Origin of the sequence: Coprobacter secundus subsp. similis (genome assembly GCF_015097275.1) — a bacterium.
Lineage (GTDB): Bacteria > Bacteroidota > Bacteroidia > Bacteroidales > Coprobacteraceae > Coprobacter > Coprobacter secundus.
Window position 1 is genome coordinate 2168248 of record NZ_AP023322.1, and the last position, 26146, is coordinate 2194393.

11 protein-coding genes and 1 riboswitch are annotated in these 26146 nt (G+C 35.2%); of the genes, 4 read left to right on the plus strand and 7 right to left on the minus strand.

Translation table 11 applies throughout. The features are described 5' to 3' along the window. Nucleotides 1-3 precede the first annotated feature (3 nt). The 4 genes from Cop2CBH44_RS08515 to Cop2CBH44_RS08530 form a co-directional block, all read right to left on the minus strand. On the minus strand, nt 4-3171 hold the full coding sequence (locus Cop2CBH44_RS08515) for a SusC/RagA family TonB-linked outer membrane protein (protein ID WP_200754648.1): 3168 nt from the start codon (nt 3169-3171) through the stop codon (nt 4-6). Between the two features lie 40 nt (nt 3172-3211). Continuing rightward, complete coding sequence (locus Cop2CBH44_RS08520) at nt 3212-4270, minus strand: sugar-binding protein (protein WP_200754649.1); 1059 nt, start codon at nt 4268-4270, stop codon at nt 3212-3214. Between the two features lie 54 nt (nt 4271-4324). Beyond that, on the minus strand, nt 4325-5332 hold the full coding sequence (locus Cop2CBH44_RS08525) for a glycoside hydrolase family 5 protein (protein WP_200754650.1): 1008 nt from the start codon (nt 5330-5332) through the stop codon (nt 4325-4327). 153 nt (nt 5333-5485) lie between these two features. Continuing rightward, entirely contained in the window at nt 5486-9889 is a 4404-nt protein-coding gene (locus Cop2CBH44_RS08530) for a cellulase family glycosylhydrolase (RefSeq protein ID WP_055096961.1), read from the minus strand. Between the two features lie 415 nt (nt 9890-10304). Here Cop2CBH44_RS08530 and Cop2CBH44_RS08535 point away from each other — a divergent pair, with 415 nt between their 5' ends. Then, the gene (locus Cop2CBH44_RS08535; RefSeq protein WP_087880309.1) at nt 10305-14252 is read left to right on the plus strand and encodes a hybrid sensor histidine kinase/response regulator transcription factor; all 3948 of its coding nucleotides are present in this window, start codon (nt 10305-10307) and stop codon (nt 14250-14252) included. A 79-nt stretch (nt 14253-14331) separates the two neighbouring features. Here Cop2CBH44_RS08535 and Cop2CBH44_RS08540 read toward each other — a convergent pair whose 3' ends face one another. From Cop2CBH44_RS08540 to Cop2CBH44_RS08550, 3 genes are all read right to left on the minus strand, one after another. Beyond that, on the minus strand, nt 14332-16716 hold the full coding sequence (locus Cop2CBH44_RS08540) for an alpha-L-rhamnosidase-related protein (RefSeq protein WP_044225752.1): 2385 nt from the start codon (nt 16714-16716) through the stop codon (nt 14332-14334). A 93-nt stretch (nt 16717-16809) separates the two neighbouring features. Beyond that, nucleotides 16810-18138, minus strand: coding sequence for a glycoside hydrolase family 16 protein (locus Cop2CBH44_RS08545; protein ID WP_246469103.1), 1329 nt, complete (start codon nt 18136-18138; stop codon nt 16810-16812). A gap of 31 nt (nt 18139-18169) precedes the next feature. Beyond that, complete coding sequence (locus Cop2CBH44_RS08550) at nt 18170-20437, minus strand: GH92 family glycosyl hydrolase (protein WP_200754651.1); 2268 nt, start codon at nt 20435-20437, stop codon at nt 18170-18172. A gap of 429 nt (nt 20438-20866) precedes the next feature. Further along, nucleotides 20867-21073: riboswitch (cobalamin riboswitch) on the plus strand. 58 nt (nt 21074-21131) lie between these two features. Between Cop2CBH44_RS08550 and Cop2CBH44_RS08555 the strand changes: the two genes are divergently transcribed. The 3 genes from Cop2CBH44_RS08555 to Cop2CBH44_RS08565 are packed head-to-tail and all read left to right on the plus strand — an operon-like array spanning nt 21132 to nt 25968. After that, nucleotides 21132-23153, plus strand: a complete 2022-nt coding sequence (locus Cop2CBH44_RS08555) for a TonB-dependent receptor (protein WP_200754652.1) — start codon at nt 21132-21134, stop codon at nt 23151-23153. Between the two features lie 10 nt (nt 23154-23163). Further along, nucleotides 23164-25179, plus strand: a complete 2016-nt coding sequence (locus Cop2CBH44_RS08560; protein ID WP_200754653.1) for a YncE family protein — start codon at nt 23164-23166, stop codon at nt 25177-25179. Nucleotides 25180-25212: 33 nt separating this feature from the next. Further along, nucleotides 25213-25968, plus strand: a complete 756-nt coding sequence (locus tag Cop2CBH44_RS08565) for a DUF4465 domain-containing protein (protein ID WP_055096970.1) — start codon at nt 25213-25215, stop codon at nt 25966-25968. Nucleotides 25969-26146: the final 178 nt, after the last annotated feature.

The following is a 26146-nucleotide window of genomic DNA, read 5'->3' on the forward strand; positions in this document are numbered from 1 at the left end:
TTTTTAAATCTCGACATTGAGACCGAATGTGAAAGTTTTCATCAATGGATAACCGTCATTAACATTTAACTTTTCTGGGTCTAGTCCCCGGAATTTAGAAAAAGTCAAAAGATTATCAGCTGAGAAAAAAACACGTATATTACTTATTCTTATTTTTTGTATTACAGATTTTGGAATACTATACCCCAACTGCACATTTTTTAATCTCAAATAAGCTAAATTATCAAGATAAAAAGTTGATTCTTTACGATTATTGCCTCCACCTAAACGAGTCCATCCTCCGTCTCTATTTTCCACCGACCACGTCTTGTTCCACAAATCCCAAGTTGTGGCTGTTCGCCCTTCATTGTTACCCAATGACGTATTATTATTGGATGGTAACCAAAAAGCTTTTCTTCCTGCAGCACCTTGAAACATAATTGACAAATCAATGCCTCTCCACTCAAAATTACTATTCAAAGCAAAATTAGTTGTCGGGCGGTCTCTTTGCAGGCGAGGATAAACTCTCTTATCGCTATCATCTATCTTGCCATCTCCATTCAAATCCTTATATAAAAGATCTCCGGGACGAGCTCCCTGTGGTGTGGCGTTATAAATATCGTTCCATGTATGCGCTATTCCAATTGCCTCATAAGCCGAAACATAATTGTATGGCATACCTACAAAAACATAATCCGCATTCCCGTCTTTATTCGTATAAGTCGTATTACTTCCCAAATATTCATTCCACTTCTCCAAAATGGTCGCATTGTAAGAAGCATTTACATTTACCATATAATTAAAATCACCTTTGGCTCCTTGATAAGTCACATTTACTTCAACTCCCTTATTACGCATATTGCCAATATTTTTACGAGGAGAAGAATAAGCTCCTGATAAAAGAATAGAAAAATCAGAAGGCCTAATCATTTTTGTCGTAAATCGGTCATAATAATCTATTTCGACAGATAAATGATTTTTCAAAAAGCCCAAGTCTAATCCAACATTCGTCACTGCAGTTTCTTCCCATGTCAAATCCCGATTAATCATTTTCTTATTCACCAGCCCTTTAATAAGAGCTCCATTAACAAAATAAGAAGACGAGCTCAATGTTTCAAGTTGTTCATACTCCCCTACGGCACTATTATTACCCAACTTTCCATAAGATGCACGTAATTTGGCCCGGGATAACCATGACCCAGCCCAACGATTAATAAATGGCTCTTCTGAAAATATCCATCCTACCGATCCAGAGGGGAAAAAGCTATATCTATAACCATATAAGAACTTAGACGAACCATCAGAACGAAGATTCACTTCAAAAAGATATTTATTGAATGCTGCATAATTGATACGACCAATAAAAGACATCAATCCTTGCGCACTAGAATATCCTTCTACAGACGGGTCTACATTTAATGTCGCATTTATTTCATGTAAGTCGGAATGAATCCGGTCTTTAGCTGACGACATTTGATAACGATTGAACCAGTATTCCCGGCTAAATGCCGCCATAACACTTAAATTATGATTCTTCTTAATAGTCACATCATATCCCAATCGAGCATTTAATTGAGTCTTATAACCTGTATTGGTATAATTGGAAACACCGGCATTATCCTCTACAAACCGACGATCGGTCAATACTCCCTTTTGAAAATCATAAGCTCGTGTCGGAATATCGGCTTGATACCGGAATTGATTATAGTAATTAATCGTATAATCCACTCTGGCATTCAAACCTTTAATGATATCCCAACTTAAAGAAATATTACCATTTGCTTCCTGCCGATCTTTTTGGGACAATTGATTTGTATATGCCGAATAAGGATTAAATACCTGAGAATCTTCTCCATATGCCATTGCACCTCCATAATATCCAGTAACCGGGTCATAAGGGGTAATACCCGCAACAGCAAATTTCATTGAAGCGGCATTGATTGTTCCTTGAAAGTCATTTGTATTAGCATACTGCATTTTCGACCAGTTTCCTGAAAATTTCGTTCCGATTGTCAGATTAGGAAATATTTTCATATCATAACTCATTCTCGCATTATACTGAGTATAATCGTTATTCATTAAAAGCCCATCCTCATCCATTATCCCTACGGAAACAAAATAATTAGATTTATCATTACTTCCTGAAGCTGAAATATTATACTTCTGGATACCTCCTGTCCGCAAGATAACATCATACCAATCTGTATTAGGATAACGCAAAGGGTCTATCATACCCATAGCCATCCATTGATCAATTGTCCCATTTTTGAAACGAAAATTATCAGGAGCAGTAGAGACTGCCGCATTTCGTTGCAACAAAGTCAACGAACGAGCATAATCACTCATATACTCCCAAGCATGAACGGGTATCCCTATCGAATAAGATGCCGATGCATTAATTTTGGATTTCGAGCCCTTACCACTTTTAGTCGTAATCAAAATAACTCCATTCGCAGCTCTTGATCCATAAACAGCCGAAGAAGCTGCATCCTTTAACACCGAAACACTTTCTATATCATCCATATTCAACCGGTTAATATCCACATCAGGCATACCATCCACGACAATCAAAGGATTGGCATCATTTACCGTCCCCATCCCTCGAATCAACATAGTCATTCCTTTATCTCCAGCAACACCAGAGTTCTGACTAATCGCCAGCCCAGGGACTTTTCCCTGGAGAGCCATAGATACATTAGGTAAAGAACGGCTGGACAACTGCTCGTCAAATTTAACTGCCGATACGGCACCCGTCAGATTGACTTTCTTCTGGGTACCATAACCAACGACCACCACTTCATCAATATCTATTGCATCACTCTCCAGAACTACACGAAATAAAGTCTTACCTTTAATCGGAACTTCAATCGTTTTCATTCCCACATATTTAAACACCAAAATTGCATTCTGAGGAACATTTTTCAATATAAATTTTCCATCAAAATCCGTAACAGTTCCTGTCGTCGTTCCTTTTACCAGAACCGATGCCCCGATAATAGGTTCTCCACTCTTATCTAAAACGGAACCGGATATATCTCCTAAGGTCTGCTGAAGAACAGATATCATATCTGCTGCTTGTGCTCTCCCTAAAGATAATCCCAATACTGCTATCAAAGTCACAATCCGTATACTAAAAACAAAAGTCCTCATACTGCGACTAAAATTACAGCCTCTTAAATGAGTTTTTTTCATAGATTATTTGTTTGCGAAATCAATTTATTATAAGTCCTCTTTATTTTTTCATCACCTTAGTATATCCATTACATTTTCCATCCTTATAGGTTTTTACTATGTAGATACCAGAAACAACATCCTCCATATTTACAATAGAATTTGAGTCTGACTTTACTTTCTGACCTAACGAATTAAATATCGATACATTATCAAAGTCACCTTCAATAGTTAATAAATCGACTACCGGATTAGGATAAACTCTTACTGCTGAAATATCCTTTTTCGTTTCAAAAATTCCTACGGTTCCTCCTTCATCTCCAAAACGAACGACACCACAATTGTCCATATTATTGTAAGGTTCTACAGGTCCATTCTTTTTCCATGCCATTCTTTTACGGCCTTTCCCATCATTATCATTATCTACAATCACAACATCAAACCCCATCCCTTGAGGAAGATTTTGGAATGCTTCAATACTCAAAGCTTCATCTTTATCATTTGTAAATGCATTTAAAGGAAATTCAAACTCAATACCATAACCTGTTCCATCACTTTTCAACTGATAAGCAACTCCTACTTGTTCTGACAAAGAGCCATACAGAAGACCACTGGGATAAGTAACATAGCCATAACCATACTCATCATCCATATCCGGAGCCATCTGGAAATGACCTTTATCCATATGTCCGTTCACATAAGCCGGAGATTTACCGTCATTCAGCACATCATTTACATCCAAATACACTTCGACTTTATCATAAATATGTTTATTTTTCACATCATCCGGATTTTTCCAAAGTGGATAGAGCACATCATCGGTTACGTCAATATAAACATACAAATAATTGTATTTTGAATTGGTCTTGTCTTCTTGATAGAACATTTTAAAATATGCTGTCACCGAAGGTTCTTCTGTGACCGTCTCATTCTGCTTAAACGGTTTATCAATAGGTATAGCTTCTATCTGTGACCAAATCGGTTCATCAGCAGAACCATCCATTGATATGGCTGCATTTTCTGCAGAAACTTTCTTAATAGTCAAATCTTGTTGTGCCCATACTGAGATACCTGAACTCAGCAAAACAGCAGAAAATAAAGAACATAAAATTTTTTTCATAATGGAGATTTTTAAATAATTATTTCTATACACTTTTAACTCAATCAGCTAATTTTATTTATTCTTTTGTAATACTTTCTTGAAAAACACCCCCTGACGAGAAGGAGTAAATTCATAGTCTTCAATTAAAGTAGGAGCCCAATCCGGGTCAAAACACCAAATTGTATATGATACACCTTTTTTATCAAAATAATCGATAATAGCTTTTCCATAGGTCTCATCTCCGATTACGGGAATATGTTCTCCCCGTTCTCCTGCCCCCACAAAACCCAACTCTGTTGCAATGACAGGATAATACTTTGTAACTTTTCCCCAATCAGCGTCCCATTTATCTTCCCAAGGTTGCTCCCGTTTTTGCGGGTAAGGGTGTGTCACATAAGCTACATTTGAACGATTCACCGGATTTTCAATAACCTCATCCAATAAATAAGCCCAATTCATCCCAGCCACCAGACAAATTTTCCGATTATCTATCTTCCGTATTTCATCGATTAACTTCTCCATCATCGGACGCCATATCTCCCAATTCAAAGAATGCTCTTCTTCAATCGGCTCATTAAACAATTCGTAACAAGCAACGACAGAATTATTTCTATATCTTTCTGCCATTAGCTTCCAAAACTTGACTGTTTCATCCCAATTGGTCGCATAATTAAAATGAGGATATTTGTTTCCCGGAAGGTTTCCTATAGAATGCCAATCTATAATCACATACAAACCTGCTTTCTCTGCCCACTTAACACCTTTATCAAGTAACTGCATATAGTCCTCAGCTCCGCGATACCTCCATGTATAGGGATGTACAGGAAAACGAACTACATTACAGCCCCATTTTTTAGCTTCTTTAAAATACTTAAAATTCCAATGACCTTCTTTTTCCAATTTATCCGGATCCGAAAAACTAACACCTGCTAACCGCACAACCCGGCCACTTTCATCAACAAAAACATTTTCTTTTACAGACAAAGCAGCAAGGCCATTTTCTTCCTTAGATTTGGCAGCAACAGGTAGCACAGCCAATAATAAAAAAATAACTGAACCGATAAATAATCTATTTTTCATGGTCTATACCAATATTTTAAATAAATATCTTTTTACTTTCTAATTTCTAATGAGTAGTGAATTCCCAATAAATTTCAGATTTATGTTTTTCAATCTTTTGAAGAAGAGAACGAGTCCCAAAGAAGACCCTGTCTCTCCTCTACATCTCAATAATTAAAGTTTTACCATTTTCTGGGTTTCAACATTACCATTTGAACACAAAACATGCACCATGTAAATACCAGATGTAAGATTTTCTACATTCACATTCGTCTGGTTAACTCCACCTAAAACACTCTCTTTTACCAAATTTCCCGACATATTAAATATTTGGATACGTTCTATTCCAAATTCGGAATTTATATTTATATTATTAAGCACAGGATTTGGATATATAGAAATTACATTACCCTTACCATTAACCGATTGAATATTCGTCTCTTCAGATACTGGAAAATATTCTTGAAGAATCCTCATTTGTGCCGGTTCAAAATAAGATGTTATATTATCCTTATTTAAATTTTTTGGTTGGACACTTACATGATCATTATCATACCCTGTACCAGCAACCCAATATGTCCCGGAAACTCCATTTTCTTTCAGGTACGTCAACACTTCATCTAACATAATTAACCAACGTACGTCATTTCTCGGAACACCAAATTCACCAAGAATCCCTTTTTTATTATTTGTCTTCAACCAATCTACGTAAGGCTTCAAACGAGAGATATGCTGATTAGAGCTACGCACTTCCTTATCATAATCTCCATATTTATATAAACCTGATTTATCCAAATCAAAATAACAATGAGCTTGGAATATCAAATTATCTGCCGGATCAACCAAATCTATCAGATGTCCTCCTGTCGTAGGCCAAGTCGATGATGAAGCATAACTTTCGCCTTCTACAACGATAGCCGTCTTAGTATCTACTTCACGAATAGCATTAATAATAGCCTGAGCAGCATTTAGCCAAACACCTTTTTGCAATCCATAAGGTTCATTCTGAATATCGTATCCCCAGATATTCTTATAATCTTTGAACTCAGCAGCCAACTTTTTCCACACATCTGCCATATGTTCCTGCGTAAGAACTCCTTCTCCTAATGTATGCTTCGTACCATTAATCGTATAACGACAATAATTGTGCATATCAATCATTACATACATTCCAAGCCGTTCAGCTTCAGCAATCACTTTCTTCATTTCCTGAATATCCGAATCAAGGTCAAGGTCTCCATTCAACTCATGCTGGATACGTTCCCAACGGAACGGAAAACGAAATAGACGAACACCTTTTGATTTGAAATAATACAAATCCTTAAATGAGGGATAAAAATATTCAGTACCAATCTTACCATGAACGGAACCACCACAAGCACTGGCCAAATTAACACCAATAAGCGGAGTATCAATATCGGGCAAAACATCACCTTCTGCTGCAGCTTCCCAATCAACAGAAACCTTGCCTTCTTCACCCAATCCTAACGTATACTCACCTTTGAATGCAAAAATATTATCGACATAAAGGTTTCCTTTGCCTTCAAATACTATATTCTCAATTGCCGTACAGTCAAGACCGGCTTTTTTCAAAGCATTGATTGAAATATTATAATATACCCAATCCTTATCTTTCAGTTCAAGAACTTCATCGGCATAATATACATTCTCCGAACCTGCAGCTTGGAACCCTATCTTCAAAGATGCATCTGTAACATCCACATTTTTATATATATTGAAATGGATATATTCCATATCATCCACATTTATCGGAGTCAAAGCAGTTACTACCGCTTTATCCAACGAAAACATCCTCATTACTGATTCATCTCCAGCTCTTAATTTTCTAAATTTAAATTCCGTAGCACCATTTACTGCAGCCAACGCCAAATCGGTAATATTTTTATAAACAGATTTTTCGGTATAAATAGGCTTCACAGTTTCCGGAGCCATAATCGGCTCATAAGCAGATTCAATTTCATAAGTATAAGAATCGGAAGATTCACCTTTAAAGGCATAAATATTATCGTAATAGAGCCGATCCACAGCAAATCCGCTTGCACTAAATATGCGTAACTGCTTCAAACCAGTAAGAGGTCCTTGTTTTTCCTGGTCTTGTGTATCTTTAAACGCATTTAACGGGACATCCACACTCACCCAAGTACCGGATTTTTCTATTTTATACTCAGGGACACGGCCTTCAGTTGTCCCGTCACTCAATCCATATATTAAACGAGGTGTTCCAGAAGGAACCCACACATCGTAATGCAGGTAGTCCATATCACTTAAATCTATTGCCGGATCAATTTTAATCAATGTCCAGTTCAAAGAGCTAAAACGCAATAAGTTATCTCCTTCCACTCGAGTAACTACATCCATCGTAGCAGCTGGAGAACCCGGATTGGATTGTGTTAATGTAGTTACATTCTCATAAGTATCACTAAATATAGACACTACATCTTTAGCCTCATGCTCAGGTACAGGTGCAGCTACTGTCGGAAGTTTTGGGTCCACAGGAGGTATCTCTTCCCCATTAATACCATAAGTATAAATATTATCAATATATATAGTCTGAGCATATCCTCCTTCGCGAATAAAATGTAATTTATTTACCGTCGTAAACAAAGAAGCATCTGGATCATCCTTAAACTCCGACATAGGAATATCAAGACTGTTCCAGCCAGGATTCAACGTTCGTTTAACCTCTATACCGTCATCAAATTTTATTTTTAGATTGACAGTACCGCTTTCTCTTACAACAAAAACATCCAAATGGAGATTACCCATGTTACTCAGATTGATTTCTGAACTTAAATTTATATAAGCCCACATATTTAGACCATCGACAAGATTAATTACATTATCTTTTTCAAATGGAGTTATTATAGATGCTGTTCCTGTACCGGAAAAATCCTTGATTTCTGTCAGATTAGAATAAGCATCACTAAAAATAGATTTTACCTCAGAAGCATCACGGGTCGGAACAGGTGCAGCAGCAGGCAAGCCATATACATATATGTTATCTACATAAACAGTAATAACCTCAGCTTTGGAATTACATAAACTCAGCTTATTAATAGCTGAAAGATCAGTATCAAATTCAGAAACTTTGATATCCACACTATTCCATCCCTCATTCAAAGTACGAGCCACTTCATTTCCACTGGATAGTTTAAATTTCAAATCAACCGTACCAGACTCTCCCGGAATATAAACATCGGTATGTAAAGTTGCATAATTTGTAATATTAGCAGCTTTACCAAAATTAATATTTATCCAGTCTTCCAAGCCTACCAACTTTATCATTTCGTCTGTGCCAACTACCATATTTATTATTCCAGTACCTGCTCCATCGATACTCGAAATACTTTTATTAGTCATATAAGCATTACTAAAAACGGAGAGTACATTACCAGCCGCCATAGTCGGAAGAGGAGCGGACACAGACGGAGCTGTCGCATCCGGCTCGGGAGCCTCTACCTTACCATAGGCATAAATATTATCTATATAAATATTTTGGACATAACCGTTAGATGCAATTAAACACAATTGAGTCACATCTTTAAACATCAATTGAGAACTGGCACCAGCAAAATCCGAAATGGGGATATCGAAACTATTCCATCCTCCATTTACCGATACAACAACCTCATTTGAAGTAGCATTGAGTTTCAACTTATATTTTCCTGCACTTGTACGGAAGGTATAGATATCCACATGCAGCGTTTCTTTCTCCGAAAAATCTACCGAAGAAAAATGAACATTTGCCCAAGAATTCATTCCCCCAAACAATTTTATCATATTATCATTTCCAAATAAAGTTTCAATAGAGCCTGTTCCAGTTCCAGAAAACGTAATATTTGAAGAATTCAAATATGCATCACTAAATATATTCGTAACAATATCTGCGTCTTGTGTAGGATTCGGTGCTGAATTTGTAGGGACATCTGATTCTGGGTCCGGTTTAGGATCTATGGTTATATCTTCTGAACTATAAGCATAAATATTATCTATATATATAGAACGTTGATTTCCTTTATTATCTTGAAATCCTATTTTTAACACATCCTTAAAATTTGGAGCAATTTTTCCTCCTGTCGGAGTTCTATAATCATCCAACTTTATCTCAACCTTATTCCAACCTTCTTTCAATGTCGCAACAACAAAATTATATGTATTGACATTATCGCTGCTCTTAAACATTACTTTCACCGGTGTTTCACCTTCTATAACATAAATATCCGCATACAGAACATCATACTCGTCAATATCAATAGATTTGTCAAAGTTGATAAAAGACCAAGGATTCAAAGCTTTTTCCAAATAAATCATATTATCTCCAAGTACAGAAAGCTGAGAGCCTGAAATAGTAGCACCACTTATATTTGTAAAACTATTTATACCGACTACATTGGGTGTATAAAAATCACTATACAAGGATAACACTTTGCTCGCATCGTGAGTCGGAGTTGCCGGCAAACTTTCTGGAGGATTAGCAACAACGGCCAAAGAGGGCCTGATACCTAAAAAGAAAACTGCAATAACAAATAGCAATTGGATAAGTCTTTTTTTCTTCATGATATTTTTTTAATTATAAATATATAGACAAATGTACCGAGATACTTTTTAAGGCTATAAAAAAATATTGCAGAAAAATAGAAATATAGAACACTCTGAATAAATAATCTAACAATCAGCTATTTATAAAAATAAAAACTAAGGCAAAAAACCTACTATATGAAAATAATAATATAGAAATTTTTCAAGTAGAAATTACTAACATAAATATCCCAAAAGCATCAGAAAAATAAAAAATTAGAACAGAAAAATAAAAATATACAACAAATATCTATATAAATAAATTTATGTCAATAATACAAATTGCTAATAATAAAACATTTACAAAATATCAAAAACACTTCAAATACAAAAATAAAAAAATTACCTACTATATGACAATAGAAAATTGATTAACTTTGTTTTGATTGATATTATGCTTAAAATCATTTTCGCCATGCAACGCACACTAATCTTACTTCCCATTTTTTTACTTATAATTATGGCCTGTTACGGATCTAACTTCCGAAACTACCAGGTAGATGATGGTCTATCCCACAACAGTGTATGGTATGTCATGCAAGACAGCGATGGTTTTATGTGGTTCGGAACAAATGACGGATTAAACAGATTTGACGGTAAGCACTTTAAGGTCTACAAACACAATCCTAATGATTCAACATCTATAGGACATAATTTCATACATTGTATACAGGAAGACTCTAAAAATCGAATGCTGGTAGGCACCAGAAACGGACTCTATCTTTACAATAAAAAATTAGATAATTTTATTTGCATCAACTTGTCAAAAAGCAAAAAACAAGATATCAATATCAACGATATAACTGAAGACAGTTATGGAAATATATGGATAGCATCACATGGAAATGGATTGTACAAACTAAATCAAGACTTATCTGTCGAAAAACATTTTTCGCTCAATGATTCTCCCCAAACAACATCTCTTAATTATATATGGACTGTTGTTACCGATCATTTAGGAAATTTATGGTTAGGAACCGCTGGTAAAGGTCTTGTACACTTCGATCCCAAAAATGAAGTCTTTACTCCAATAACAGACCGGAAAAATCTGAATATATCTGACCAGTCAATATACAGTATTCATTGTGATAGAAACAACGACCTTTGGATTGGGACATCAACAAAAGGACTTTTCAAATACAATTTTATTAATGGCAATGCAACACATTATCTCAACAATACTGGAAATATAAAATCTATTATCGCCTTTTCCAATAAAGAGCTTATTATGGGTTCAGATCATGGCTTAATCATTTTTGATAAAGAATCAGGGAAATACAATATTCCCAAAGAGGAATCTGGATATGAAAACATAACAGATAACTCTATTTTCTCAATTACTAAAGATAGAGAAGGAGCTTTCTGGATAGGGACTTATTTCAATGGAATAAACTATTTCTCTCCAAGTGTCAGTAAATTTCTATATTTCAGTAATCTATCGGAGAGTAAGACGAACAAATATATTGTCAGTAGTATGACTGAAAACTATAATGGAAATATTTTGATAGCAACTCATAATAATAATATTATTTATGAATTTAGTCCCCAGAATCATACTACAAAGGAAGTTTTTAAAATGCCCCACTCCAATATTCAAAACATATTTAAAGATAATGACAAATTATATGTCAGTACTTATGGCAGAGGGATATCTATACTATCTATAAAAAACGGAAAAGAAATCGGAAATCTTGCAATCAATACAATTGAAGGTAAATCAATCTTCAAGATATCCAACAACAGATTGCTCTTAGCTTTAGAAGAAGGCGGAAGTGCCTGGCTTAACCAACAAGGAGAAATCAAACGAATAAAACAATTACAAGGTAAACTTATTGCAGACATCATTGAAGATAACACGGGAAACATATGGTTTGCAACACATTCTTACGAACTTTTTTGTTTGAAAAAAAATGGTAACTGGATCAATTTTTCTTCTGAAGAATATGACAATAAACTCTCCGGAATCAGAGGATTCAATGGGTTATTATGCGATCAGAAAAACAGAATTTGGATATGTACTAAAAATGACGGTGTCATACTTTTCAACCCTGAAACCAATAAAATTGAAAAAACATTTGATGCTCAAAATGGCTTGCCATCTAATATTACCTACTCAATCGTAAATGATAAAAACGGGAATATATGGGTCAGTACTCAAAAAGGAATTGTCCGAATTACTGTTGATAATATAAATGACTTAAAAATATTCGGATATATTGGAAAAGAGATTCAATATAACTCTAAATGCATATTAAGAACGTCGTCCGGAATATTATATTTTGGAGGTGCTAATGGATTTATATCAATCAATCCTAATGAAATGGCAGTTAATAATATAAAGCCAACTATCGTAATAACCGGATTTAAAATATTCAATAAAGAAATGTTTCCCGGTAAAAAATTATCTCCTCTAAAGGCTCCTCTAAGCCAAACTCAAGAAATCATTCTGGAACGAAACCAATCTAACTTCAGCTTTGAATTTACAGCCTTAAGTTATGTATTTCCTGAGGCCAACCAATATGCATATATCCTTGAAGGATTCGATAAAGAATGGAACTATATAACTGATAATACAGCCCAATATATGAATATTCCTCCAGGGAAATATGCTTTTCGGGTAAAAGGTTCGAATAATGATGGCATCTGGAATGAAGCTGGTACACGCATCAATATTCTCGTCAAACCTCCTCTTTGGCAAGAATGGTACATGATTCTCCTATATATTACATTGATTGGAAGCTCCATATTCTATATAATAAAACAATATTATAAACATCTTGACGCTGTAAATAAAGAAAAACAATATAAATTCCAAATTGCTAAAGAAAAGGAGGTTTATGAGTCTCAAATCAATTTTTTTACTAATATAGCTCATGAGATAAGAACTCCTCTTTCTCTAATAACAGCTCCTTTAGAAAAAATAATACGTTCCGGAGATGGAAATAAACAGACTCAAAAGCACTTAAACTCAATCGAACGAAATACAAACCGTCTTCTCGATTTGGTAAATCAATTACTCGACTTCCGAAAAATAGAAAACGATATGTTTATATTAAACTGTCGTCTACAAAGTATCGAAAAAATTGTACAGAAAGTTTTTAAACAATACGAACAAGACACCAAACTGCATAATATAAAAATGACGATTGAAATACAGAAAGATGTCATTAGTTACGTCGACTCTGAAGCGTTATATAAAATAATCAGTAATTTAATCTCAAATGCTATAAAATTTACTAAAGACAAAATAAAAATAAAACTATCGGTAAATGGCAACAATTATTTTTTATCTGTAGAAGACAATGGAATAGGCATAAAAGAAGCTCATCTCGATAAAATTTTCGAAACCTTCTATCAAATACAGACAACAGACAATACTATGAACAAAGGTTCTGGCTTAGGCCTATCTCTATCTAAAGCTCTCGCTCAAAAATTAGGCGGAGATATCTTTGTCCAATCCAATTATAGTAAAGGGTCTATATTTACATTGGCACTCCCTATTAAAAGCCAAGAAACTCTCCCCCAAGAGATAAATGAAAGTATAAATGATACCGATATTTCAGAATTAGCAGAAACGGGACAAAATATCCTAATTGTAGATGATAACAGCGAACTCCGTATTTTCATAAAAGAATGTCTGTCAGACAAATATACTGTCACAGAAGCGAACAATGGTATTGAAGCCTTAAAAATTATAGAAAACAAAAATATAGATATCATTATCTCCGATATTATGATGCCCGTTATGGATGGATTGGAGCTATGTAATGAGCTAAAAAGCAACATAGCTTATTCTCATTTGCCACTTATACTTCTTTCTGCAAAAACAGATACTTCTACCAAGATAGAAGGTTTGAAAAAAGGTGCTGATATATACATGGAAAAACCTTTTTCTATCGAACAACTTGAAGCTCAAATTGCCAGTATCATAGAAAACCGAGATAAAATAAGAAAAAATTTCATTGAATCTCCGCTACAATATTTTAAACAAAATCCTGATAACAAAGATAATATCGATTTTATCCAAAAGCTAAATACTTTCATCTTGGAGAACATGTCTGATGAACATTTTTCCATTGATAATATAGCCAGTCAGTTTGCCATAAGTCGAACCAATCTTAATAACAAAATAAAAAATATAAGCGGTATTACTCCAAATGACTATATAAAACTCATACGACTAAATAAAAGTGCCGAATTATTAGGAAGTGGTAAATATCGAATCAATGAGGTATGCTTTTTAGTAGGCTTCAATTCTCCTTCTTACTTCTCTAAATGTTTCTTCGAACATTTCGGAAAATTACCTAAAGATTATATGCAGATGGGAACAGCCTCAATATAAACTCTCTCTAAAAATACATTTATGCCCATACAGATATAAACATTTAAGTCTGTATGGGCGAAATATTCTTCTAAAAGATTCAGTCTATAATATTATTCCCAGGTTTCAACTGTCGTATTTCACTCCCTAAAATATATTTACCTCTTACATTTTGAGGCAAAATTATACTTCCGACATACTTATTCCGCTTTTTCTTTAAATTTACAGAAATTATACCTTTGGGGTGAGGTACTTTTCCTGAGATTGTCTCTAATACTCCTAAATGAGGTTCTACCTTAATCGATCTAAAGTTAGGCTCAGCCGGTTCAACTCCACAAACCGTAGCCAATAAATCGTATACAGGACTGGCACTCCAAGCATGACAATCGGACCGGGTAGGCTCTGGATTTTCTGCAAAAGTAGTTAACCCCATATCGAGCATATCATACCAAGGCTTTAACATAGTAATATATAAATCTGCTTTTCCTACTTTCTTCATAGCTCGAAAAAGATAAAATTTATAATAAAATGTAGATTGGATCAAATCGGATTCCATATTTAACTTATCAAATAAATCAGTCTGCATATCTATTGGCACTGCATCCGATAAAATAGCCATAATATTTACATGTTGACTATAACTTGTATGATTCAAATCATCTGCTAATAGACCCCGATTATGATCCCAACATTTTTCATACACATTATCACACAAATTTGTATATACAGCCTTATATTTCTCAGCCAAATTCCTTTCGCCAAATACAGACAGAAGCTCTATTGCATCCTTCAATGTATAAGCTAATTGTAAAGACACGATAGCCGAACCACCTGTGCGACCTCCGGGAGGAACTCCTCCCACCGGTTTCCAATCATTCCATGGCCACTCTTTTGCCCAATCCACAAAATTCCAATGAGGAAGAGCTCCCAACATTCCTGATTTATCATCTATTTTTGATATGAACCATTCCAATACGGACTTAATCCCCGGAATACAAGACCTTACAAATTCATTATCATCCCTATACATCCAATAATCATGTACCATATTGATCCAATATAAAGAAAACGGAGGTATATATTGTGGAGTATTCCCCGGATAACGACTTGCTGTCAACCCTTCATACGTTCGAGAATAATCGAACATCTTTATCGCTTTACGCATCAACCGGTCATCTCCATCAACATATAAAGAGATAAGAGCTTGAATACGGGTATCTCCCAAATACTGTAACTGCTCATAATATGGACAATCAAAGTAGGTCTCATGTGCACATAAGCGTGCTGTACGCCATCCGACATCCCATATCTTATTAAGAGAAATATCATTACTCCCAAAACTTCCATTTTCAACAAACGGATAACCCGTATACATCCCATAAATATCCTGCAAGACCAAGGGCTCATCCTTCGTCTCAATATCTACCTGAATATACCGATACGTTCTGAGCCATAACGGCCTAAATAATCTCAGGTTTCCTCCATCCGGATAGAAATAATCGGTCAATCCTACAGCCGTCTTACCTTCGACTTCATTCCGGTTTCCTTTGTTCCCATCTTTGTACAAAGTTTCTCCATAAATCAATCGTATCTGGCTTCCCTTTCCTTCTGAAACAGTTATCTCGGGATAAGCTGTCGTCAAATAAGTCTGGTCTATCAAAAACGAGACCTTTTTATTAGCTTCAATTTTTATAGATGATTCACCCTCTAAAAAAGATTCAGGTACAGATACACCTTCAACTCTACGAATTCTTTTCATCCTTAACTTTTTTTCTTCCATCAAAGGAATATCCCTAGGAGCCAACACCCAGTGATAGAAAACTCCTGTCCCGTAAGGCTCTCCTGATTCCATCATCCGAGCTCTACTCCAATTTTTATCATCATAATTTACATCCTGCCATCCCCATGGATACAAATTACCCAGAACGATATCACAACATCCCACATCAGCTCTATATTCTAAAGAAGGGGAATAGGCTTTATTTTTTATTACTTTCCAGGAATCATCTGTATTAACAAGCTCTTCTCTTGGAGAATTTCCCTGTACAATCAATCCTGTTCGTAAAGACATTTGCGCTCCGGGCTTATATTCTCCAAAGTTCCAAACTTCAACGGCAAGCGTATTCTTCCCTTCTTTAAAAAAAGGAGCCAGTTCAACTGTTTCATAATACCAATGAGAAATATCCCCTCGTGCCGGGCCAAAACAAACTGGGGTCCCATTTACAAACAATCGATATCGATTATCAGCGGATATATTAATCACAAATGATTCTGGTTTTTCTTCCAATTCTACAGATTTACGAAAATGATAAACTCCATAATCATACACAGAAACTTCAGGACAAGTTATCCAACGAGCTGACCACCGATTTTTTGATAAATAGGAGGATGGTGTTGCCTCCAATAACACTTCCTCAGCAGCGGAAATCAATGGGGAAAACAAAATTCCACTGATTATAAATAACAAATATTGCAGCTTTTTCATTTTGACCGATATCGAAACAGTAAGACTTAATTAAAAATGCAGAGACAAAAAATGGCTTATCTATTGTCTCTACATTCAGCATCAACTTATAATTTATTTTTCCGGTCTCGGGACCGAATAATTCTCCAATCGTTTTTCTGCATAAATTCTAACATAATCAACGTACATATCTGAACCATTTCCATAGCGTTCCAAGTCAATAGGCCAACCACTAATCCCCCCAATAGCATAATTTATCAAAAATACATGAGGGCTTTCATATGAGACATTATTGGTCGGATGCCGGAGGACTTCCATGTCATCGAAATAATAAATAGTCTCTTCCTTACCTACATATAATCCATACGTGTGAAATGTTGTAGACCAAAAAGATTTCCCTCCCATTTCCATCATAGGAACCATACGGTCATATTCTTTTTTTCTATTTCCGTTAATATCTTTTTGTCCCCAAAAATGACTGGTTACAGCATATCCTGTATGATTCGGATTACCTTTTCCAACTCCCCCATAAGCCTCTATTATGTCTAACTCATCTCCATTCGATCCTCTGTCAAGCCCTGTAATAGTCCAAAATGCAGGCCAAGTGCCGATTGCCGACTGTGCTGTCAACCGGCATTCCATATAAAACGGAGCTTTCGTCCAGAGGCCTTCTCCATCCATATTAACAGAAGCTATCAACCCTGTACTTCCTTTAGTTCCAGGTCTCTTTCGAGCTTTTATTTTCAAGTAAGTATCTCTTTGTTCAAACGGATTATCTTGCCCGTCTACATCTGAAAACGGCCATCCACTAAAATCTCCAAAACGAGGTTTATGTGCATTATATTTGGCATTGCGTCCATCATTCGAAATAGATAATGGTCCATCGAAATCATCAAAATAAACCAAATCCATATCTCGAGCTCCAACCGGTTTTTCTGACGGGATTCCCTGGTTCCACTTTACTCCTCCAACATTATATAGTTGCAATTCGCACAAATCTTTAAGTCCCTTTTCATTACTTGCATAAATACGAATATTCATCGGACCTGAAGGGAACATGTCTGCATCTACTTCAAAAGTACCTTTTCCATTTTTGTCCAATTTTATCCCTCCAGGAGTCAAATTTACATCATATCCCCATTTACTCTGATTATTCTTATCCGGAGCACTCCAACAAAAAGCTTTGGCTACAGTCATCCCTTTAGCTTCAAGCTTTACAACAAATACACCTTTAACATCACTTCTATAAGACGGTTGCAATACTTGTATAGCTTGTATCCAATCGCTAAAATCTTCATTATCTGTCTGTCCATGATTAAAATCATCATAATCAGACTTAGACAAATGAGTCTGAGCCATAACACCAACAGGGAAAGTAATCAGTGTAAACAACATTAAACTACACTGCATCAAACATAAATAAGAAACTAAAGATTTCATCATAAAATTTTTCTGTTATTTAAAAACTCTGGTATCATTTCATTTCAAAGGATGGAGGAAATGCACTTTCCGCAACCGCCCAATTTTTATTCGGATATTTTCCCATCGTAAATTCCAATACTCCTCCTTGCATCAGTTCATCATGACTAAACCAAGACTTTTCCCAAGATTTACCATTTAATTTTACTGATTGAATATACTTATGTTCTGGAGCATAATTATGACATATTATTTCAAATGTCTTCCCATTATCTAAACAGATAGAGGCTCGCTCAAATGTCGGGCTACCTATTACATACATAGGCAATCCTGGAGTAACAGGGTAAAATCCTAATTGAGAAAACACTACAAATGCGGACATCCCTCCACCGTCCTCATCTCCAGGAACCCCCATTACATCAGGACGAAACCACTGATTCAATAAATTACGAATTCGCTTTTGCGTCCTCCATGGTTCCCCTGCATAATTATACAAATATGGAATATGTAATGACGGCTCATTGCCCATAGAAAATTGCCCTACATTACCTGTATGATCAGGCAACATCGCATAGAACTCATATTTAGGCCTACCCAAAGATGTACTATACATACGCTCAAGTTCTTGTACAAAGGCCTTATTTCCCCCCATCAATTTTATCAAATCCTTAATATTATGACTCACATCCCAGCGATATATCCACCCATTATTCTCATCATAAGCGTCTCGCGCTCCCAATCCCCCTGAAAAACTATAATCAAAGGGTTTTACAAATTCACCCTTGTCATCCTTGGGATGAAAAAATCTTGTTTGTGTATTAAATATTTTCCGATAATTCAAGCTTCTTTTCACAAAATATTCATAATCATTATTATACCCTAATTTTTGAGCCATCTTAGCCAAACACCATTCATCATAGACCGTACCTAAAGTAACTGCTACGGGCTGACGTTTTTCCCAAGAATCAACTTCAGGAACAGTTTCTTTTTCTCCAGAAGATAAGGCGGGGAAATAACCGTTCTCTTTATAAAATTCATCTAATTTCCCCGCTTTTGCCTTTGACCACGGAGATAGTGTTTTTCCTGTAATAGCTCCTTTACATGCTTTATATGCTTTACCCAAATCAAAATTCCTTATCCCTTTTTCATAACAATCTATTATAGTTGCAACTCCATGGTTACAATTCATCCGCCGGGTATCTCCCACAACTTCTGGAAAAGTAGGCATCCAACAATTCTCCATTTGTTCTGACATTCGAACAAAAGAATTTACCATATAGGATTCTTTCTCTGAATCGATAATTACTCTCAGTGGATGTGCTGCACGATAAGTGTCCCATAGCCAATCATCATTATAAAATGGAATACCTTCATCATTATGAACTTTTCCATCAAAACCACTATAGTACTTCCCATCTTCCGAAATGCATATCATTCGTTCGTAAAATCGATACAAAGAGGTATAAAAGACTTGCTTATCTTTCTCTAAATCACTCTGAACTAAAATTTTTCCCAATGCTCTATTCCACGTATTCCGTCCTTCTTTGAGTAACACATTTATATCATAGCTTTTTATTTCCCTATCTACATTTCTTTTTGCCTGTTCCTCACTGATAAATGAAACTCCATAACGTACTTTTACTTTTCGTTGGTCTGGAGCAAATCTAAAAACAATACTCCTATTTTTTGCAGACAATACCGTATTTTTTTCCTCTTCAGGAATACCTAACGGAATAATTTCTTCTGGGCTCTGTTCTACCTCTAAATGAAGATAAACTTTTGTTTTCGAACCTTTAATATACTGCCATCCGGATACTGTATTTTTAACAGCCCTGAGTATTCCTCCATATGTATTTATTATCAGATAAGGAGTATCTGTTCCTCTAAAATCCATCTCATACAACGCAGATTGACAAGAAGGAGCAAATTGTATTTCTGTTGCAATATTATCTAAATATACGCTATAATAATAAGGTTTTATTATCTCATTATCATATTCATAATCAACAATATGAGTATATATATTCTCTTTCCCTTGATACGGAGATATATTAAATACATTATAGCCTCGATGTCCTGAAAGAAATACCGGTAAACCATGTAATACGTTCCCAGTAAAATCATCCCTTTGGGGGCAAACACGCATCATGCTATTAGGAAGATGAACAGTCGGATACGTCGGCACCAACATATGGCTTATATTCCCAATATAAGGATTGACATAATCAACAGGAGTTATTTTTTGATTTTTTATCGGGCTACATGAGAGCCACATTATAGAAACTAATACAGCACAACTTATAACTAATTTCTCAAACTTCATAAAATACTACTTTTACATATAACAATACTTCTCCTTCCAACTCGAATGGACAAGAATATATCGAAAAATCATAAGATTAGGTAAATAAATATCGTTATATATTTTGTAACAAATATATTGACGGCACCTTAAATCTGTATTAAATCACAATTAAACAATAACTTTAATGCCATAACTACATCCTTAAAGGATTTAATTTACAATACTTTATTTTTTTTATTTTTTTCTTGCTTCATTATAATACAATCGACATTTTCTATTTAATATTAATATTTTATACTACAAAATTTAATATCAATAAGTCCATTTATAACAAAAACAATCAGATAAAACGGCTTCAAATTTTAAATACTAAGTTCCTTCACACTATTCATTACAGATTTCATATCAAAGAACAAAAAGAAACATCATTCCATATATTATATTTTTTCATACCTTTGTACCCACGGTTCATAAATCCTTCTTCAGGAAATATGATGAAAAGGGAATCAGGTGAAAATCCTGAACAGTCCCGCTGCTGTAATTCTCATAAAAAATGGAGATTAACAAATACCCTCCGCCACTGAACCTGACGTTCGGGAAGGCGTTTTTTCTCCAGAGATAAGTCAGAAGACCTGCCGTATAAAATCTAAAAGTAAAGTCTTGCGAGGCATAAGACTTTACATGAAAAAGAAACGTACCCAATAATAAAAAAATGGTGCATATACACAACCATGTCGTAGTATGCTTGTTTTTTTTGTTATATATCTGCACTTCTTATACATTATGTGCCGATAATGCAGAAACAGACAGCACTCGAATCTACCGCCTTCAAGAGGTGGTCTTCAAAAGTCGTGTACTCACCAAAGATATTTTTCCTGTACAAAGCCTATCTGGTGAAAAACTTGAAAAACTAAATGCCCATTCTGTGGCAGACGCCATACGTTACTTTTCCGGGGTACAAATTAAAGATTATGGAGGTATAGGCGGATTAAAGACCGTGAATATCAGAAGTATGGGCAGTAATCATGTAGGGGTATTTTATGACGGGATTGAGTTAGGTAATGCTCAAAACGGAGTTATAGATCTCGGACGATTCTCCTTAGATAACATGGAAGCAATAAGCCTATATAACGGACAGAAAAGCAATATTTTCCAACCAGCCAAAGATTATGGCTCTTCCGGGTCAGTATATCTCCAATCGAAAGTTCCATTTTTCGATACAGATAAAAAATACAACATCAGAGCCACATTCAAAACCGGGTCATTCGGGCTAGCTAATCCTTCAATACTCTGGGAACAAAAATTGAATAAAAATATATCAAGCAGTTTTAGTGCCGAATATATGTATACTACAGGTAGATACAAATTCAGATACAAAAAGATAGACGGCTATGATACAACAGCAATACGACACAATGGAGATGTAAAAGCTTTAAGAGCAGAAATCGGACTATTCGGCTTAATTCCTGATGGTAATTGGCGCACTCGTATATATGCTTATAATTCTGAACGAGGTTATCCCGGAGCTGTAGTAAAAAACAGATTCAGTAACGAAGACCGCCAATGGGATACAAATTTTTTTCTTCAATCCTCATTTCGTAAAAAATTTAATACATTTTACAGTTTATTACTCAATGGAAAATTTGCATATGACTATTTGCACTATCTATCAGACCAGCGTGAAGCAGAATCACTAAATAACATCGACAATCACTATAAACAACAAGAAGGATATATCTCTGCGGCTAACCAATTTACAATTTTTCCTTTTTGGACAACAAATATATCGATTGATTTTCTTTGGAACCGGCTTGATGCTGATTTGATTGATTTTGCCTATCCTCGCCGTTTCTCTACTTTAGCGGCCTTTGCTACAGCATTAGATTTTAATAAAATAAAATTACAAGCCAGTATATTAGGGACTTTTATCAAAGAAAAAGCAAAAACAAAGGAAAATACAGCCCATCATAACCCCCAATATACTCCTACTATAATGATTTTTTATCGTCCATGGGAAAAAGGTGGTGTGAATTTTCGGGCTTTCTATAAAAAGATATTTCGATTGCCCACCTTGAATGACTTATACTACACCACTATCGGAAACATTCATCTCGATCCTGAATACACCACTCAGTATAATATAGGAATCACCTTCGAGAAAAATTTTCCCTCCCTATCGTTTAAACATATAGAAATACAGGCAGATGCCTATTATAACAAAGTAAATAATAAAATTGTAGCCATACCCGCCAATAATCCATTCAGATGGATGATGCTAAATTTAGGAACAGTAAAAATAAAAGGTATGGATGTTGCTTTACAAGGGAGTTGGCTATTTGGCAAATCATGGCAATTAAATACGAGAATAAATTATACTTATCAAAAAGCTCAAGATTTTACGGATCCAAAAGATACTTATTATAAGGGGCAAATTCCGTACATACCAATACACAGCGGGACAGCCATAGCAGGTATCGAATACAAAGACTGGAATATCAATTATAGTTTTATATACACTGGGGAACGGTATGATTCAAGAGCAAATATTCCTGCAAACTATATACAGCCTTGGTATACAAGCGACTTATCTATATCCAAAAAAATGAGTTTAAAAGGTATTCAGTCTAAAATAATGATAGAAGTCAATAATTTGTTCAATCAACAATATGAAGTTGTCCGATCATACCCTATGCCCGGCACTAATTTCAGAATCACGTTGAGCGTAACATTATAAACTATTAATTATGAAATATATATATTCATATTTATGGATTATTTTTCTCACTGCAGTGTTTTGCTGTTGTCGAGATGAAAATTTTATTATTCCTTCTGAAAATGAAATTCCCGACGGAGTAGTACCCCGTCCCGATGCATCAATCAAAGGGGTTTATATCCTTAATGAAGGGAATATGGGAAGTAATAAATGCACTCTTGACTTTTTTGATTACACTACTGGAATATATCATCGGAATATCTATGCCGAAATAAATCCAACGATTGTAAAGGAACTGGGAGATGTCGGTAATGATTTGAAAATCTATGGAAATCGTTTATATGCAGTCATCAATGTATCGGGATACGTAGAAGTCATGGATGTAGAAACGGCTGTACATATCGGTGAAATAAAAATACCTAATTGCAGATATATTACTTTCCATAAACAATATGCCTACATATCATCATATAACGGTCCGGTGTCTCCTAATCCATCTGACTCCCGCTTAGGCATAGTTGCAGAAGTAGATACCGCAACCATGCAAATCACTCGTCAAGTGACAGTCGGATACCAGCCCGAACAAATGGCCGTTATCGGAGAAAAACTTTATGTCGCAAATTCTGGAGGATACAACAAACCGAATTATGACCGTACAGTCTCAGTCATTGACCTAAATACTTTTTCAGAGATAAAAAAAATAGACGTTGCACCTAATCTTCATTGTATAGCGGTAAACTCTCAAAATAATATCTACGTTTCTTCTCGAGGTGACGAAAACTCCATATCGTCCGATACATATATCATCGATACAGAAAATGATTTGGCAAAAGGAAATTTAAATGTAAAAACAAGCCAATTATGGATGCATAACGATATATTATATCTGCTCGGATATGATGATAATATCAACAGCTCACAAAAGAACTCCTTATATTCTATCGTAGATTCTCGTATAGAAAAAGTTATAACTGAAAATTTTATCACTGACGGAACTGATAAGCAAATAAATGTCCCGTACGGATTAGCCGTAAATCCCGAAACCGGAGAAATATTAGTTTCCGACGCTAAAGACTATGTCACTCCCGGGACATTATACTGCTTTTCTCAAGAAGGTAAAAAATTATGGAGTCATACAACCGGAGATATTCCCTCCCGTTTTGCTTTTACGAAAAAAAAATTCAGAGGTCCTAATGAAATTCCAGAAGAAAAGCCTTCAGGCCCATCTCCTTATATTTCAAAGGTTTTAGACTACCATCCAGCACCTGGTCAATTTGTAAATTTACTACCCAAATACGAAAATGGTGACAATCAGGAAATTATGAATGCCAAAGCTTGTGAAGCCTTAAAAAACAATAACCAAGGTACAGTTTCTCTCGGTGGATATGGCGGATATATCGTGGTAGGATTTGACCATACTATTGAAAATGTTTCAGGAAGTCATGATTTTAAAATACTGGGAAATGCATTTAACAATAATAGTGAACCCGGTATAGTCAGAGTAGCATATGATCAAAATAAAAATGGAATACCTGACGAAAATGAATGGTATGAATTGGCCGGAAGCGAACATTCCAACCCTGCTACTATTCAAAATTATAATATCACTTATTATCGTCCGTCAGAGAATGTGTCTGCTACGGAAGAACAATATATCCGATGGAGTGATAGCGAAGGACAAGAAGGATATATAAGCAAAGTATCTTATCACACCCAAAGTTATTACCCTCAATGGGTAACCAATCAACAAATGTCATTTACTGGAACCCTATTGAGAAAAAATGCTGTTGTAACTGAAAATAATGGGATAAAGAGCTGGAAATTAACTCCTTTTGATTGGGGATATGCTGATAACCAACCTAATAATAGCACCGCTGCAGAATTTGATATAGACTGGGCTATAGACAAAAATAGAAACCCAATAACCCTTCCGGGGATAGATTTCATTATGATTTATACAGGAGTAAACCAAACTTGTGGCTGGATAGGTGAAACATCGACTGAAGTACTGGGAATAATTGATTTACATCTCATACAAAAACAATAAATATATAATTACTAATCAAAAATTAAAAACAACATGAAAAAGTTATCTTTATTTTTTATTACATGTTTATCTGCTTTCATATTCTGTAGCTGTGACAAAGATGATGAAAATACAACTACAGTTGTCCCAGTTTCTATCAGTTTAGAAAACAAATTGACCGAAGACAATACAGAATTTATTTCAGAAAAAGAAATAACCCCGGGAACATCAACCTTAGACACATTTCAAGATTCAAACGGATTACTCACTTTTGATCACTATTTTGCAGACTGGGGGTCAGGATATTCATTTTCAGCCTTCACTTATATGAATAAAACCGACAACTCTGCATCAAACAGTCCTGTACCCTACTGCAAAAAAGCTAAAACAGGAAAAGTATATTTAGCCGTAAATCCAAGTGATTATAGTCCTGCCATTATGACGATCAACAATCCGTCTATTTATACCATAAATGGAGCATGGGTCACCAACAGTACTTATGCTTACAATTCAATGACTATAGGAGACAGTTATGCTACTGCATTCAAAAAAGATAGTTATTTCAAATTGACAGCAACCGGTTTCGATGCAAATAATAATGTAACCGGAACAGCCGAAATTTATCTGGCAAATTATAAAAGTGATAACGATAAACCTGTTACCGAGTGGATATGGTTTGACATGTCCCCTTTAATGGCTGCTGTCAAGATACAGTTCTCTCTCACGTCAAGTGATACCGGAGAATTCGGTATGAACACAGCTGCTTATTTCTGCATGGATGATATTGTTTTAAATAAAATTTCCTTATAAAATAACACAATAAAAAAAGAGGTTGTCCCAAATAAAATTTCAGAAATGAGAAACTTATAGATTGGTCCCTTTCCAAATAAAATCCCCTTATTTTCCCCTCTCTTGTTTAAAAGAATGGGGTTAAATAAGGGATTTTTGCAATCCAATTTGCAAATTATAAGCAAAGCTGTTTTATTTT

Coding starts and splice junctions, on each gene's coding strand:
- Cop2CBH44_RS08525 (WP_200754650.1), bottom strand. CDS start 5,332: ATGAAAAATAGATTATTTATCGGTTCAGTTATTTTTTTATTATTGGCT.
- Cop2CBH44_RS08535 (WP_087880309.1), top strand. CDS start 10,305: ATGCTTAAAATCATTTTCGCCATGCAACGCACACTAATCTTACTTCCC.
- Cop2CBH44_RS08565 (WP_055096970.1), top strand. CDS start 25,213: ATGAAAAAGTTATCTTTATTTTTTATTACATGTTTATCTGCTTTCATA.
- Cop2CBH44_RS08560 (WP_200754653.1), top strand. CDS start 23,164: ATGAAATATATATATTCATATTTATGGATTATTTTTCTCACTGCAGTG.
- Cop2CBH44_RS08515 (WP_200754648.1), bottom strand. CDS start 3,171: ATGAAAAAAACTCATTTAAGAGGCTGTAATTTTAGTCGCAGTATGAGG.
- Cop2CBH44_RS08550 (WP_200754651.1), bottom strand. CDS start 20,437: ATGAAGTTTGAGAAATTAGTTATAAGTTGTGCTGTATTAGTTTCTATA.
- Cop2CBH44_RS08540 (WP_044225752.1), bottom strand. CDS start 16,716: ATGAAAAAGCTGCAATATTTGTTATTTATAATCAGTGGAATTTTGTTT.
- Cop2CBH44_RS08520 (WP_200754649.1), bottom strand. CDS start 4,270: ATGAAAAAAATTTTATGTTCTTTATTTTCTGCTGTTTTGCTGAGTTCA.
- Cop2CBH44_RS08530 (WP_055096961.1), bottom strand. CDS start 9,889: ATGAAGAAAAAAAGACTTATCCAATTGCTATTTGTTATTGCAGTTTTC.
- Cop2CBH44_RS08555 (WP_200754652.1), top strand. CDS start 21,132: ATGGTGCATATACACAACCATGTCGTAGTATGCTTGTTTTTTTTGTTA.
- Cop2CBH44_RS08545 (WP_246469103.1), bottom strand. CDS start 18,138: ATGATGAAATCTTTAGTTTCTTATTTATGTTTGATGCAGTGTAGTTTA.